This is a genomic window from Thauera sp. 2A1, assembly GCF_009469595.2.
Lineage (GTDB): Bacteria > Pseudomonadota > Gammaproteobacteria > Burkholderiales > Rhodocyclaceae > Thauera.
In genome coordinates this window covers 68,150-81,997 of the sequence record NZ_SSXV01000010.1, presented here as the reverse complement: position 1 = coordinate 81,997, position 13,848 = coordinate 68,150, and the positions used below count along the sequence as shown (strand labels likewise).

Genomic DNA, 13,848 nt, shown 5'->3' with positions numbered 1-13,848 from the left:
TTGCGGGGACGCAGGGCGCGGCCTGGGGAGTTCCCATCCATGAATATCCGTCTTTCGGCCGCGGCAGCCGCGATCTGTGCCGCGTTTCCCGCAGCCTCCGTCCTTGCCGACGGCGAACACGTGTTCGCGCCGGTCATCGTGTCCGCCACCCGCATCGACATGCCCGACGTCGACGCCACCTACGCGTCCGAGGTGTACACGCGCAAGGATATCGAGCGTTCCGGCGCCACGACGCTGGTCGATTACCTCGCGCGCCAGACGTCGATCCAGGTTGCGCCCAGCTACGGCAACCGCTTCACGCCCAGCATCAACATGCGCGGCTACGGCCTGACCGATGGCCATCAGAACGTCGTGATCTCGGTCGATGGCCGCCGCCTCAACAACATCGACATGGTGCCGCAACTGCTGGGCAGCATCGCGCTCGCCGACATCGACCGCATCGAGATCACCAAGGGCAGCGGCTCGGTGCTGTACGGCGATGGTGCCACCGCGGGGTCCATCCAGATCTACACGAAGCCCCGCGACGGCGTCAGCGTCGAGGCTTTCGGCGGCAGCCAGGGCAGCCTGGGCGGCACGGTCGCGGCAGGCGTGGTGCGCGATAGATTCACGCTGTCGGCGACGGTCGACCATGGGCAGACCGACGGCTTCTCCGACAGGGATCCGTCCGGCCATCGTGACGAGTCGAAGTCCGACACCTGGCGCGTGGCCGCCAGCGCGAAGCCGGCCGACGGGCTCGAGCTTACCGCCGACGCTGGCCAGACCCGCATCGACACACGCTATCCGGGCGCGCTGAGCGTGGCGCAATTCCGCGCCGATCCGGCGCAGAACGACGGCCGCCTCTACACCCACCAGCGATTCGACAGTGACTACTGGAACGTCGGCGCCGATTACCGCCTCGCCGACGCATGGAAGCTGTCGGCGCGCCATGGCACCGAGGACAAGACCTCGAAATTCCTCGGGACCTGGGCGAGCCAGGCGGACTACACCTACAACTCCGACGAGCTGGCATTGCAGTACCTGGGCGAGCGTCTGTCGGCCACTGCCGGCGTGCAGGGTTTCGACGGCGTGCGCAAGGGCGAGGACAACAAGACCTGGAAGCGCAACCTCGGCGCGTTCGTGCAGGCGCAGTATGCGATCGATGCGCTGACGCTGTCGGCCGGCGCGCGGCGCGAGCGGGTGGAATACGAATATCGCGCCGATGGCGGCGCCAGGCTGAAGGACGACGCCCGCCTCACCGCTTGGGACGTGGGCTTCAACTACCGCCTCGATCCGGCGCTGTCGGTGTTCGGCAACTACAACGACGCCTTCCAGGCGCCCGACATCGACCGCTTTTTCACCTGCAGCGCGTTCGACGCCAACTTCAGTTGCGTGCGTACCGGCTTCAATGCCTTCATCCAGCCGGCACACGCGAAGACGGTGACGCTGGGTGTCAATCACGTGCTGCCGCGCAACCGGCTGAAGGTGTCGGTCTTCCATGCGCGGCTGAAGGACGAGATCTACTTCGACCCCTACACCTTCAACAACACGAACCTCGACCGGTCGCACAAATACGGTGTCGAGGTCCAGGACGCGTGGCAGATCACGTCGGTGCTGGCCGCCTCGCTGAACTATGCGTGGACGCGGGCGATGATCGACCGCGAGAACGATGGCGGCACGAGCCTGAATGGCAAGGAACTGCCCACCGCGCCGCGGCACAACCTGGTCGCCGGCCTCGCCTGGAAGGTGAGTGATGCCGGCACCTTCAACCTTTCTCACACCTGGCGCAGCCGGGCGTGGGCCGAGGGCGACTTCGACAACAACGCCCCGCGGCAGCGCGAATACCACTCCACCGACCTCGCCTATCGCCACAAGCTGACGAAGGACGTCGAGGTCTACGGCGCGGTCAGCAACCTCTTCGAGCATCAGAACGGGGTGTGGGTGGAAAGCCAGTACCGGCCGCCGGTGGTGATCTACCCGGTCGACTTCGCCCGCACCTGGAAGCTCGGCGCGCGCGTCTCCTTCTGAGCGCGGTCGGAGAGACAGTCATGAGGACGTTTTCTTCTGCGGCAGCCGCCGCGGCATGCGCCTGCGCGGCTTCCGCGGCCGCCTGGGCGGACGGCGGGCCGGTGCTGGGCCCGGTCGTGGTGACCGCCACGCGCCAGGCCGAGCGCGCGGCCGAGACGCTGGGCAGCCTCGAGGTGATCGATCGCGCCGAGATCGAGCGCGCCGGGCATTCCAGCCTGGTCGAGCTGCTGTCGGCACGCGCCGGCATCCAGGTGACGACCAATGGCGGTGCTGGATCGACCGCCAAGGTCTTCATCCGCGGCGCGGAATCCGGCCACACCCTGCTGCTGGTCGATGGCATGCGCGTCGGTTCGGCGACGCGCGGCGACGCCGCGCTGGAAGTGATTCCGCTCGAGGCGGTGGAACGCATCGAGATCCTGCGCGGTGCGGCGAGTGCGCTGTACGGTTCGGACGCGATCGGCGGCGTGATCCAGATCTTTACCCGCAAGGGTGAGCCGGGTGTGCAGCCCGCGCTGCGTGTCGGCTTCGGCAGCGATGCCACGCGCGCGTTGAGCGCCTCGCTGAGCGGCGGCGCGGAGCGCCTGCGCTACAGCCTCGTCGCCGGCCACGAGCGCACCGCGGGCATCAATGCGAAGCCCGGTTCGCGCGCCGGCAGCGACCCCGACCGCGATGGTTTTCGCAACGACTACCAGAGCGCGTCGATGTCGCTCGGCTTGCGCGAGCAGGACGAAGTCGGCATCTCGCTGCTTCGCGCGGACGCGCAGAACGACTACGACGCCGGCAAGGCATTCGATTCCTACCTCGACAAGCGCACCGAAAGCGCGACGGCGCACCTGCGCAACCAGCTCGGTGCGGGCTGGACGAGCACGCTGCGCCTCGGCTACAGCACCGAGCGCGCCTTCACCCGCAGCAGCGCAACGTCGAGCTCCGAGTTCGGGACGGTGCAGCGGCTGTTGTCCTGGCAGCACGACGTGGCGCTCGCGGGCGGGTCCCTGCTCGCCGCCTACGAGCACCTGGAGCAGGAGGTCGACACCTCCACCGCCTACGTCGAAGACAAGCGCATCGTCAATTCGGCGCTGCTGGGCTGGGGCGGGCAGTTCGGCCGCCATCACCTCCAGGTCAACGCCCGCCATGACGACAACTCGCAGTTCGGCGGCCGCACGACCGGCAGCGTCGCCTATGGCTATCAGTTCCTGCCCGAGTGGCGTGTCCAGGGCAGCATCGGCAGCGCGTTCAAGGCACCGACCTTCAACGACCTCTACTACCCGCGCAGTTGCACCAGTTCCGGCTGCAACACCGGCAATCCGGACCTGAAACCGGAGGAGGCGTTGAATCGCGAGCTGGGCGTGGTGTGGGAGTCAGGGCACTACAGCGCGCGGGCGACCTACTTCAACAACCGCATCCGGAACCTGATCGAGTGGGCGCTGCTGCCGGGTGTGAAGCCACGCACCCGCATGGCGGGCAACGTCAGCGATGCGCGCCTCGAGGGCCTGGAACTGGGCGCGACGGCAGCGTGGGGCGGTTATCGGGTGCGCGCCAGCGTCGATTTCCTCGACGCGCGCGATGCCGACACCGACGAGCGCCTCGCTCGCCGCGCCAACCATGCCGCCTCGCTGGCGGTGGAGCGTGAGCTCGGAAGCTGGATCCTCGGTGCCGAACTGGTCACCCAGGGCGGGCGCTATGATGTGGTGCCGAACACGGCAGCCGACCGGATGGGAGGATATGGCCTGCTCAATGCCTATGTTCATTACGTACCGGCGCGCGACTGGCGGATCGAGGCCCGCTTCAACAACCTGCTCGACAAGGAGTACGAACTGGTGCGCGGCTATGCCACGCCCGGTGCGACCGCCTTCGTCGCCGTGCGCTACGCGCCGCGCTGAGCTGCCATGCCGGCCGTCGTCCTGCAACGCGGAGCGAGCATGAGGAGGCCGGCCGGGCGCCGCCCGGGCGTGCTGATCGCGCTGCTGCTGCTCGCGGCGGGCGCCTTCCTGTGGGCGCTGGCGGCGGGCGACCTGCCGGTGACGCTGGGCGATGCGCTCGCTGCGCTCGCAGGTGACGGCGAAGGCACTGCCGCCGCGGTGGTGCGCGAGCTGCGCCTGCCGCGCGCGGTATCGGCCTTCGTGTGCGGCGGGCTGCTCGCCACCGCGGGTGCGCTGATGCAGGTGCTGTTGCGCAATCCGCTCGCCGACCCCTACATCCTGGGCATCTCGGGGGGCGCCGCGGTCGGCGCGCTGGGGGCGATCTCGCTCGGCGCGGCGGTGTTCTGGGTGGATGCCGCGGCCTTTGCCGGCGCGCTGTCGGCGATGCTCCTGGTCTTCGGTCTGGCGCACGGCGACGGAAGCTGGACGCAGACGCGGCTGCTGCTGACCGGCGTGATCGTCGCCTCCGGCTGCGGCGCGGCGGTGTCGATGATGCTCGCGCTCGCCACCGACACGCGCGTGCTGTCCATGCTGTTCTGGCTGATGGGCGACGCCAGCGGCGCGGCACGCCCCTGGCCGGCACTGGCGGTGCTGGCGCTGGGGCTCGCCGCGGTGCTGCCGTTCGCGCGCGACCTCAACGTGCTGGCGCGCGGCGAAGTCAACGCGCGTGCGCTGGGCGTGAACGTGACGCGGCTGCGTGTCGCGCTGTACGTGCTCGCATCGCTGCTCACCGCCTCGGCGGTGACGCTGGTGGGGTCGGTCGGCTTCGTCGGTCTCATCGTGCCGCACCTGGTGCGCCTGGCGATCGGCAACGACCAGCGCGTGCTGCTGCCGGCTGCGGCGCTGGCCGGCGGCACCCTGCTGCTGGCGGCCGACACCGCCGCGCGCACCGTGATGGCCCCGCAGCAGTTGCCGGTCGGCGTGCTGACGGCACTGATCGGCGTGCCGGTGTTCCTGTTCCTGCTGGCGCGGCATCCGCGATGAGCGCCGCGTCTGCGGCCGACGTGCCGCTGCTCGAGGCCGATGGCCTGGCGCTGCAGGTGGGCGAGCGCTGGCTGTGCTGCGAGTTCAGCCTCAAGCTGGCGGCGGGCGAGTGCCTTGCCCTGCTCGGCCCCAACGGCGCCGGCAAGACCACGCTGCTGCACACGCTGGCCGGCCTGCGCGAACCGTCCGTCGGCCGGGTGCGGATCGGCGGCCAGCCTTACGCCGCGTGGCCGGCACTGGAGGCGGCGCGCTTTCGCGGCCTGCTGGTGCAGCAGCAGCCTGACCATTTCGCCGCCTCGGTACTGGAGACGGTGCTGATCGGCCGCCATCCGCACCTCGGCCGCTGGGGCTGGGAAGGGCCTCAGGACGAACGCATTGCGCGTGACGCGCTGGCCGCCGTCGGCCTGGCCGATTTCGCCGACCGCGACGTGCTCACGCTATCGGGCGGCGAGCGCCAGCGCGTGTCGATCGCCGCCTTGCTGGCGCAGGCGCCGCGCCTGTTCCTGCTCGACGAGCCGCTGAACCATCTCGACCTGCATCACCAGATCGCCACCCTGGACCTGTTCCGGCGCCTGGTGCGCGAGGGCGCCAAGCGGCCTGCCGGCGGCCGAGGCGTGGTGATGGTGCTGCACGACATCAACCTCGCCGCGCGCTATGCCGATCACGTCATCCTGCTCGATGGCCGCGGCGGCGTGCGTGCCGGCGACCGCGACAGCGTGCTGCAGCCCGAGCTGCTGTCGCATGCCTTCGGCCATCCGCTGCGGCGCTTCGAGGTCGATGGCCGCGTGACCTTCATACCGGATTAGAGAACACGATGAGCGAACGGAATCAGACCGCCGACGAGGGCAGGGACGCCCGCCACAACGAACGCATGGCGCGCAAGAAGGCGGTGGTGGACGAGAAGATCGCCGCCGCGCAGGTCGAGCGCGGCGTGCTGCTGGTCAACACCGGCAACGGCAAGGGCAAGTCCTCGGCCGGCTTCGGTCTCGTCGCGCGGGCGCTCGGCCATGGCATGCAGGTGGGCGTGGTGCAGTTCATCAAGGGCCGCTCCGACACCGGGGAGGAGGCCTTCTACCGCAGGCAGCCCGGCGTCGCCTGGCATGTGAGCGGCGAAGGCTTCACCTGGGAAACGCAGGACCGCGCGCGCGACGTCGCCACGGCCGAGGCGGCCTGGGAGGTGGCGCGCGGCCTGCTGCGCGACCCGGCGATCGGCCTGGTGGTGCTGGACGAACTGAACATCGCGCTGAAGTACCGCTATCTGGACGTGGACAAGGTGATCGCCGACCTGCGCGCGCGCCCGCCGATGCAGCATGTGGTCGTCACCGGCCGTGCGGCGCCGCCCGAGCTGGTCGAGGCCGCCGACACGGTGACCGACATGACGGTGGTGAAGCATGCCTTCGCCGCCGGCGTGAAGGCGATGCCCGGCCTGGAGTGGTGAGCCGATGAGCGATGCCGTCGTCCGCTGTCCGGCGCTGTTCGTCGCCGCGCCCGCCTCCGGCCAGGGCAAGACCACCGTCACCGCCGCGCTGGCGCGCCTGCACACCCGGCTGGGGCGCAAGGTGCGCGTATTGAAGTGCGGGCCGGATTTCCTCGATCCGCAGATCCACGCGGTGGCGAGCGGCGCGCCGGTCTACAACGTCGATCTCGGCATGTGCGGCGAGGCCGACATCGCACGTCGGCTGCATGCCGCTGCGACCGACGCCGACCTGATCCTCGTCGAGGGCGTGATGGGCCTCTACGACGGCGCGCCGAGCGGCGCCGACATCGCCTGCCGCTTCGGCATCCCGGTGATGGCGGTGATCGACGCGCGTGCGATGGCGCAGACTTTCGGCGCCATCGCGCACGGCCTGGCGAGCTTCCGCCCCGGCCTGCCGTTTGCCGGCGTGCTCGCCAACCACGTCGGCAGCGCACGCCACGCCGACATGCTGCGCGACGCGCTGCCGGCCGGCATGCGCTGGTTTGGCGCGGTGATGCGCGATGCCGATGCGGCGCTGCCCGAGCGCCACCTCGGCCTGCTGCAGGCCGCCGAGATCCACGACCTGGAAGCGCGCCTGGACCGCCTTGCCGACAGCCTCGCCGCCACCGGTGCGGCCGAGTTGCCGCCGGCGGTGGAATTCCCCGCCGTGGCCGCCGATGCGTTGCCGCCGCTGCTCGCCGGCCGAACGATCGCCATCGCGCGCGACGCCGCGTACGGCTTCATCTATCCGGCCAACGTCGACACGCTGCACGCGCTCGGCGCCACGCTTGCCTTCTTCTCGCCGCTGGCGGGCGATCCCTTGCCGGACTGCGATGCGGCATGGCTGCCGGGCGGCTATCCCGAGCTGCACGGCGAGCGGCTGGTGGCCAACACGGCCTTCTGGCGCGGGTTGCGGGCGCATGCCGATGCCGGCAAACCCTTGCTCGCCGAGTGCGGCGGCATGATGAGCCTGTTCGACACGGTGGTGGACAAGGCCGGCATGGAGCACGCGTTCGGCGGCCTGCTGCCGGGCCGCGCGGTGATGCAGAAGCGGCTGGCCGCGCTCGGCATGCAGGTGGCCGAGCTGCCGGAGGGCCGCCTGACCGGGCATACCTTCCACTATTCGCAGAGCGAGACTCCGCTGCGGCCGTCATTGCATGCGCAGACGCCCGGAGGCGGGGAGGGCGAGGCGATCTACCGCGTCGGCCGGCTGACGGCCTCCTACGTGCATTTCTACTTTCCGTCGAATCCGGCCGCGGTAGCGGCGCTGCTGTCGCCGCTCAGCGCGCGCGTGTAGTACCGCGTTTCGCGCGCACTTCCTCGAGCTGCCCGCACAGGCGCTCGGCGCCGTCGAGCAGGCGCGGCGTGTGGCGCTGGATCAGGTCGGGCGGGATGAAGAACAGGTTGCCGCCGGCATTGGCCGCGAGCGTCGGCCAGCGCTTCCACTGGTCCAGCCATTCCGGGCGGGAGTCGGCCATGCCGCTGGCGATGATCGCCTCGGGGTTGGCGGCGAGTACAGCCTCGGTGCTGATGCGCGGCGCGAGCTGCTTGAGGCCGCCGAACACATTCACCCCGCCGCACAGGCGGATCGCGTCGGAAATCACCTGCTCGTCGTTGATCGTCATCAGCGGCGAATTCCAGATCTGGTAGAAGAGCCGCACCGGCGGCCGCTCGCGGTAGCGCGCGGCGAGGGCAGACTGGCGCTGGCGAAAACCGGCGGCTGCGGCGTTGGCCGCCGCCTCGGTGCCAGCGAGGCGGCCGAACTGCTCCAGGCTCTGGGCCACGGCCTCCAGGCTGCGCGGCTCGTTCACATACACCGGAATGCCGAGCGCGTTGAAACGGTCGAGCTGAGCGTCGCGGTTGCCGCTCTTCCACGCGATCACCAGGTCCGGCTTGAGCGCCGCCACCGCTTCGAGATCGACCCGGGTGTGGCTGCCGACCTGTGGCAGGCGGGTGGCTTCCGGCGGATAGTCGCTGTGCTGCACCACGCCGACCACCTTGCTCCCCGCGCCCGCGGCGAACAGCAGCTCGGTGACGTGTGGCGCGAGGCTGACGATGCGCTGCGCCGGGCGCTCCAGATGCAGCCGGTGGCCGGCGTCGTCGGTGAGATCCACCGCCGCATGCGCGAACGTGGCAGGCAGGGCGGCGAGCAGCGCGAGCAGCGCGCGAACGCGGGGGCGGCGTGTCATGGCGAAAGGGCATGCGCCGGCGTGAGGCGCCGTGCGGAGTTCGAAAGCGCGCATTTTACGCGATGTGCGCATGCGCCTCGCCTTGCAAGTCCCGCGCCCGGCCTGCCACACTTGAAGCGCAGATCCATTCATCCATCGCCGCCATGCCCCTGCCCGAACTTCCCCGCTGCCGTCCCGGCCCGCTGCCCGGCCATGTGTATCTGGTGGGCGCCGGCCCCGGCGATCCGGAACTCTTCACCCTGCGCGGCGCGCGCCTCGTCGGCGGTGCGGATGTGGTGGTGTACGACAACCTCGTCGCGCCGGACATCATCGAGCTCGCGCCGGCCGGCGCGGAGCGCATCTATGTCGGCAAGAAGGCCTCCGACCACACCTTGCCGCAGGACGAGATCAATGCCCTGCTGGTGCGCCTGGCCCGCGCCGGCAAGCGGGTGGTGCGGCTCAAGGGCGGCGACCCGTTCATCTTCGGTCGGGGTGGAGAGGAGATGGAAACCCTGGTCGAAGCTGGCATCACCGTCGAAGTGGTGCCGGGCGTCACCGCAGCCTCGGGCATCGCCGCCTATGCCGGCATTCCACTCACCCACCGCGACCATGCGCAATCGGTGGTGTTCACCACCGGTTTCCTGAAGGACGGCCGGCTGGATCTCGACTGGCCGATGCTGGCCCGCCGCGGCCAGACGCTGGTGATCTACATGGGCATTTCGCGCCTGGACGAAATCTGTGCGCAGCTTGTCGCCCACGGCCTGCCGGCCTCGACGCCGGCGGCGGTCATCGAGCGCGGCACGACATTCGCCCAGCGCGTGGTCGCGGCGGATCTCGCCACCCTCGACGCGCGGGTGCGCGAGCAAGGTGTGCGCCCGCCGGCGCTGACGGTGGTGGGCGACGTCGTCGGCCTGTACCCGCGGCTGGCGTGGTTTGCAGCCGATCTGCGCGAGGCCGGCGCGCCGGTGCCGCACGCAGGATGCTCGGGCGTACATCCCGAGCGCGCGAAGCGCTGAGGGCTTGCCGCCGATTCAGCCCGCCCGCGTCGCGGGCTCGCGCGGCGCAGCCTGCTCCAGGCCGGCGCGGAACAGCGCCGCGACGAGGTCGGACTGGGTCAGCATGCCGACGACTTCCTGCGCGCCGTTCACCACCGGCAGGTGGTGCAGGCCGGCGTCCGAGAACAGTGGCACGGTGTCGACGATCGGTTGCTCCGGCCGCACGGTGACGACGTGGGTGGACATCAGGTCGGCGACGACCTGCGGATGTGCATCCACCTGCCCGCCCTCGGCCGCGCTGGGGGTGGCGCGCGACACGAGAAAGTCGTGCAGCGACAGGATGCCGACCAGGCGTCGCCCGCCCTCCACCACCGGCAGCGCCTTGATGCGGTGGCTCACCAGCAGTTCCCAGGCTTCGCCCAGCGGCAGCTTGGGCGTCACCGTGAGCAGGTCGCGCGACATCATGTCGCCACAGCGGATCTCACCGAAGTGGCGGCGGTAGGCACGCCGCTCGACGGCATAGACCAATTCCTCCAGGTCTTCGACGGTGACGTCGAGCTGTTCGCTGTGCTCCTTCAACACCGCGTCGAAATCCTCGTGCGTGATGCCGATGCGCTCGCTCGGCGGTCGGTCCGTCGTGCCGTGAGGCTGTGCCGTGGGCAGCGGTGGCCGGTGCGGATAGCGGCGGCGCGACAGGTTGTTGAAGGCGAGCGCGGTCAGCAGCATGCAGGCTGAATTCACCGCCACCGGCCACAGCGCGAAGTTGTAGCCCATGGCGTCGATCGCCGGTCCGCCCAGCACGCTGGTGAGCGCCACCGCGCCGCCCGGCGGATGCAGGCAGCGCAACTGGAACATCACGCCGATCGCCAGCGCCACCGCGATCGCCCCGACGGCGCCGGAGTGCCCCAGCCAGTGCGCGCAGCCGATGCCGATCAGCGCGGACACGAAGTTGCCGCCGATGATGGACCAGGGTTGTGCCAGCGGGCTTGCCGGGACGGCGAACAGCAGCACCGCCGAGGCGCCCATCGGCGCGACGAACCAGGGATTGGACTCGCCCAGTGCAAGATGGCTCACCGATTCGGTCATCAGCAGGCCCAGCAGGGCACCGACGCAGCCCAGCAGGCGCTCACGGTGGCTGGCATTGTGCGCTGCGGGGCGGAAGCTGCGCAGCCAGGAAAGAAGACGGGCCTGCGCTCCGCTGCTTCGGGATTCGGGTGCCACGTTCATTTACAGGAATGTTTCGGGGCTGCGATGGTGCACCCGCGAGCACTCCCGGCGCAATGGGAACGGCCGATTTCGTGCGGGCTGCAGCGGCGGGGTGCCGACCGCTGCCGCTATAATCCGCGCCTTGTGCCGTCTTCCGGGTTTCAACGTGTCCGATCGCCTCGCCGTGCTGCCGCAATACCTGCTTCCCAAGCAGGCCCTGACCGTTCTTGCCGGCAAGCTCGCCGGCGCCCGCGCCGGCGGCCTGACGACGGCGGTGATCCGCTGGTTCGTCGGGCGCTACGGCGTGAACATGGACGAGGCCGCCAACCCCGACATCGCCAGCTACCCTACCTTCAACGAGTTCTTCACCCGGCCGCTGCGCGCCGGTGCGCGGCCGCTGGCGCAGGCGCCGCTGGTGTGCCCGGTCGACGGCGCCATCAGTCAGTTCGGCGCGATCGAGCGCGACCAGATCTTCCAGGCCAAGGGCCACCGCTACTCCACCACCGCGCTGGTGGGAGGCGACGCCGCGCTGGCGGCGCGCTTCGAGGATGGCGCCTTCGCCACGCTGTACCTGAGCCCGCGCGACTACCACCGTATCCACATGCCCTGCGCGGGTCGCCTGCGACGCATGATCTATGTGCCGGGCGCGCTGTTCTCGGTGAACCCGACCACCGCGCGCGGCGTGCCGGGCCTCTTCGCGCGCAACGAGCGTGTGGTGTGCGTGTTCGAGTCGTATGACGGGCCTTTCGTGCTGGTGCTGGTGGGCGCCACCATCGTCGGCAGCATGGCCACCGTGTGGCACGGCGTGGTGAATCCGCCGCGCACGCCGACGGTGCGCGACTGGCTGTACGAGGATGGCGAAGTCGTGCTGAAGCAGGGCGACGAGATGGGACGCTTCCTGCTCGGCTCGACGGTGGTGATGCTGTTCCCGAAAGGCCGCGTGCGCTTCAATCCGGAATGGTCGCCGGCGCGCGCCATCCGCATGGGCGAGGCGATGGGGCTGGCGCTCGCCTAGTCCGGCCGGTGAGGCGGCGGCGCAGGTGTGCGGCCCGCACCAAGGCTGTGCGAAAACTGCTGCAATGCACGCAGGCGGGGCATGGGACAGTGCTCAGGGGCGCTGCGTACGAGGCGGCGACGCCCCCGGTCTTCCCTTAGAAAAATGTTATTAAACAATCCCTTGAGAGGCGTTCTCGCGGTTTTTGGGCGGATGGTCGCGTGCTGGCACGGTTGAAGCTTGACGATTCCCATCCCGTCGTGAGACGGGACTGGCATCCCGCAGGCAATACGACGACCACCAGGAGACAGTCCATGCCCAGCCGTCCGATTCACCAAGTCATCGCCGACCAGCCCTTCGTCTGCGTGCCGATCGACCTGTCGGTCCGTGCCGTCACGCAGCTCATGAAGGAGCGCCGGCAGAGCGCGGCGCTTGTCACCGAGCACGGCGTGCTTACCGGCATCTTCACCGAGCGCGACGCCACCTTCCGGGTTCTGGCCGCGGGCCTGGACGCGGATGCGACGCGGGTCGGCGACGTGTTGACGCACAAGCCGCAGACGATCAGCGGCGACAAGCCCTTCGGTCACGCGCTGCACATGATGTACGACGGGGGCTTCCGCCACGTACCGGTGGTGGATCGTTCCGGCCGGCCGGTGGGCCTGCTGTCGGCGCGCGATGCGCTGGCGCTGGATGCTGAAGCCTTCAGCACCGAGCTGGTGCGGCGCGAGGAAATCACCGTCATCCTGTGACCGGCGCGCAACGCGGCGTGCGCCGCGTTGCCATCGCCTTTGCCGGGCTCAGAGCAGGTTCATCTTCTTCGCCGCGTCGCGCAGCTCACCACGAAAATCCGGGTGGGCGATGCCGATCAGCGCCTCGGCGCGCTGCTTGGCGGTCTTGCCGCGCAGTTGGGCGATACCGAACTCGGTGACGACATAGTTGATGTCGTTCTTGCTGGTGGTCACGTGCGTGCCCGGCGACAGCACCGGCGCGATGCGCGACACGGTGTCGTTCTTCGCGGTGGAAGGCAGCACGATGAAGGCCTTGCCGCCGTTGGAACGGTTGGCGGCGCGCACGAAGTCGACCTGGCCGCCGGTGCCGGAATAGGGGAGATGGCCCAGGCTTTCGGAGCCGCACTGGCCGAGCAGGTCGATCTGCAGCGTGGCGTTGATCGCGCACAGCTTGTCGTTGCGCGCCGCGTTGTACGGATCGTTGGTGAAATCGACCGGATGCATCTCCAGCGCCGGGTTGCGGTCGAGGTGGCGGTAGAGCTTGTGCGAACCGAGCGCGAAAGTCGCCACCGTCTTGCCCGGCATGAAGGTCTTCTTGCGGTTGGTGACCGCGCCGCTGTCGATCAGCGACAGGATGCCATCGCCGATCATCTCGGTGTGGATGCCGAGGTCGCGCTTGTGCTGCAACTGCATCACCACCGCGTCGGGAATGCCGCCATAGCCGATCTGCAGCGTCGAGCCGTCGTCGATGAGGTCGGCCACGTACTTGCCGATCGCTTCCTGCACCGGGCCGATCTTCGGCAGGCCGACTTCGAACAGCGGCTCGTCGCTTTCCACCAGGCCGCTCACCTGGGAGATATGCACGTGGCAGTCGCCGTAGGCGAAGGGCACGTTGGGGTTGACCTCGAGCAGGATCACGCGCGCACGGCGCACCGCCGCCATCGTGTAGTCAGGTGCCAGCGATAGCGAGAAATAGCCGTGCTCGTCCATCGGCGAAGCCATCGACACCACCACGTCGGCCGGGCTCAGGCCACGGTCGATCAGCATCGGCAGCTCGGAGAAGTAGGCCGGCAGGAAGTCGATCCAGCCGGCCTGGCCGCCGGGGCGCGTCGCACCGCCGTAGAAATAGGCGTCATGGCGGACGTTGTGGCGCGTTGTCTCGTCCAGGTAGCCGTACTTGCGCAGCGGCAGGATCTGGCTCACCACCACGTCGCGCAGGCTGTGGCGGCGGTCCGACAGCGCATGCAGCAGCGCGGGCGGTTCGCCGACCCCGGTGGGGACGACGACGGTCTCGCCGTCGTGGATCATGGCCACGGCGTCCGCGGCGGTCATGCGCTTCTGGGTGTACTGGGCTTGCACGTTCGACATCATCCTCTCCCGCTCCTGTGGTCTTT

Annotated in this window: 12 protein-coding genes; 9 read left to right on the top strand and 3 right to left on the bottom strand. The window is 69.6% G+C overall.

Annotation, left to right across the window (positions count from 1 at the left end; translation table 11 throughout):
* Window positions 1–39: 39 nt before the first annotated feature.
* The 6 genes from GH664_RS11210 to GH664_RS11185 are packed head-to-tail and all read left to right on the top strand — an operon-like array spanning window position 40 to window position 7,660.
* Entirely contained in the window at window positions 40–2,004 is a 1,965-nt protein-coding gene (locus tag GH664_RS11210) for a TonB-dependent receptor (RefSeq protein ID WP_153168153.1), read from the top strand.
* Window positions 2,005–2,024: 20 nt separating this feature from the next.
* A complete protein-coding gene (locus GH664_RS11205; RefSeq protein ID WP_153168152.1) occupies window positions 2,025–3,884 on the top strand; it encodes a TonB-dependent receptor in 1,860 nt (619 codons plus the stop codon).
* A gap of 39 nt (window positions 3,885–3,923) precedes the next feature.
* Window positions 3,924–4,907 (top strand): iron ABC transporter permease, encoded by a 984-nt coding sequence (locus tag GH664_RS11200; protein ID WP_194270384.1) that lies wholly within the window; start codon window positions 3,924–3,926, stop codon window positions 4,905–4,907.
* The gene (locus GH664_RS11195) at window positions 4,904–5,713 is read left to right on the top strand and encodes an ABC transporter ATP-binding protein (protein ID WP_153168150.1); all 810 of its coding nucleotides are present in this window, start codon (window positions 4,904–4,906) and stop codon (window positions 5,711–5,713) included. Before GH664_RS11200 ends, GH664_RS11195 begins: the two co-directional genes overlap by 4 nt.
* 8 nt (window positions 5,714–5,721) lie before the next feature.
* Window positions 5,722–6,345, top strand: coding sequence for a cob(I)yrinic acid a,c-diamide adenosyltransferase (gene cobO, locus GH664_RS11190; protein WP_153168149.1), 624 nt, complete (start codon window positions 5,722–5,724; stop codon window positions 6,343–6,345).
* Window positions 6,346–6,349: 4 nt separating this feature from the next.
* Window positions 6,350–7,660, top strand: coding sequence for a cobyrinate a,c-diamide synthase (locus GH664_RS11185; RefSeq protein WP_153168148.1), 1,311 nt, complete (start codon window positions 6,350–6,352; stop codon window positions 7,658–7,660).
* On the opposite strand, the gene GH664_RS11180 is transcribed toward GH664_RS11185, so the two are convergent.
* Entirely contained in the window at window positions 7,644–8,552 is a 909-nt protein-coding gene (locus GH664_RS11180) for a cobalamin-binding protein (RefSeq protein WP_153168147.1), read from the bottom strand. The two genes, GH664_RS11185 and GH664_RS11180, sit on opposite strands and share 17 nt — an antisense overlap.
* 143 nt (window positions 8,553–8,695) lie before the next feature.
* On the opposite strand from GH664_RS11180, the gene cobA reads away from it, so the two are divergent.
* A complete protein-coding gene (cobA, locus tag GH664_RS11175) occupies window positions 8,696–9,547 on the top strand; it encodes a uroporphyrinogen-III C-methyltransferase (protein WP_153168146.1) in 852 nt (283 codons plus the stop codon).
* Between the two features lie 15 nt (window positions 9,548–9,562).
* Here cobA and GH664_RS11170 read toward each other — a convergent pair whose 3' ends face one another.
* Window positions 9,563–10,753: an HPP family protein gene (locus tag GH664_RS11170; RefSeq protein ID WP_153168145.1), complete on the bottom strand. Its 1,191-nt coding sequence runs from the start codon at window positions 10,751–10,753 to the stop codon at window positions 9,563–9,565.
* A 145-nt stretch (window positions 10,754–10,898) separates the two neighbouring features.
* Between GH664_RS11170 and asd the strand changes: the two genes are divergently transcribed.
* Window positions 10,899–11,747, top strand: a complete 849-nt coding sequence (asd, locus tag GH664_RS11165; protein ID WP_153168144.1) for an archaetidylserine decarboxylase — start codon at window positions 10,899–10,901, stop codon at window positions 11,745–11,747.
* Between the two features lie 293 nt (window positions 11,748–12,040).
* Window positions 12,041–12,475: a CBS domain-containing protein gene (locus tag GH664_RS11160; protein ID WP_153168143.1), complete on the top strand. Its 435-nt coding sequence runs from the start codon at window positions 12,041–12,043 to the stop codon at window positions 12,473–12,475.
* 48 nt (window positions 12,476–12,523) lie between these two features.
* Here the strand turns inward: GH664_RS11160 and GH664_RS11155 are convergent, their stop codons facing one another.
* The gene (locus GH664_RS11155) at window positions 12,524–13,822 is read right to left on the bottom strand and encodes an acetyl-CoA hydrolase/transferase family protein (RefSeq protein WP_153168142.1); all 1,299 of its coding nucleotides are present in this window, start codon (window positions 13,820–13,822) and stop codon (window positions 12,524–12,526) included.
* Between the last annotated feature and the right edge of the window lie 26 nt (window positions 13,823–13,848).

Coding starts and splice junctions, on each gene's coding strand:
- GH664_RS11185 (WP_153168148.1), top strand. CDS start 6,350: ATGAGCGATGCCGTCGTCCGCTGTCCGGCGCTGTTCGTCGCCGCGCCC.
- GH664_RS11205 (WP_153168152.1), top strand. CDS start 2,025: ATGAGGACGTTTTCTTCTGCGGCAGCCGCCGCGGCATGCGCCTGCGCG.
- GH664_RS11155 (WP_153168142.1), bottom strand. CDS start 13,822: ATGTCGAACGTGCAAGCCCAGTACACCCAGAAGCGCATGACCGCCGCG.
- GH664_RS11160 (WP_153168143.1), top strand. CDS start 12,041: ATGCCCAGCCGTCCGATTCACCAAGTCATCGCCGACCAGCCCTTCGTC.
- cobA (WP_153168146.1), top strand. CDS start 8,696: ATGCCCCTGCCCGAACTTCCCCGCTGCCGTCCCGGCCCGCTGCCCGGC.
- GH664_RS11200 (WP_194270384.1), top strand. CDS start 3,924: ATGAGGAGGCCGGCCGGGCGCCGCCCGGGCGTGCTGATCGCGCTGCTG.
- cobO (WP_153168149.1), top strand. CDS start 5,722: ATGAGCGAACGGAATCAGACCGCCGACGAGGGCAGGGACGCCCGCCAC.
- GH664_RS11210 (WP_153168153.1), top strand. CDS start 40: ATGAATATCCGTCTTTCGGCCGCGGCAGCCGCGATCTGTGCCGCGTTT.
- GH664_RS11170 (WP_153168145.1), bottom strand. CDS start 10,753: ATGAACGTGGCACCCGAATCCCGAAGCAGCGGAGCGCAGGCCCGTCTT.
- GH664_RS11180 (WP_153168147.1), bottom strand. CDS start 8,552: ATGACACGCCGCCCCCGCGTTCGCGCGCTGCTCGCGCTGCTCGCCGCC.
- GH664_RS11195 (WP_153168150.1), top strand. CDS start 4,904: ATGAGCGCCGCGTCTGCGGCCGACGTGCCGCTGCTCGAGGCCGATGGC.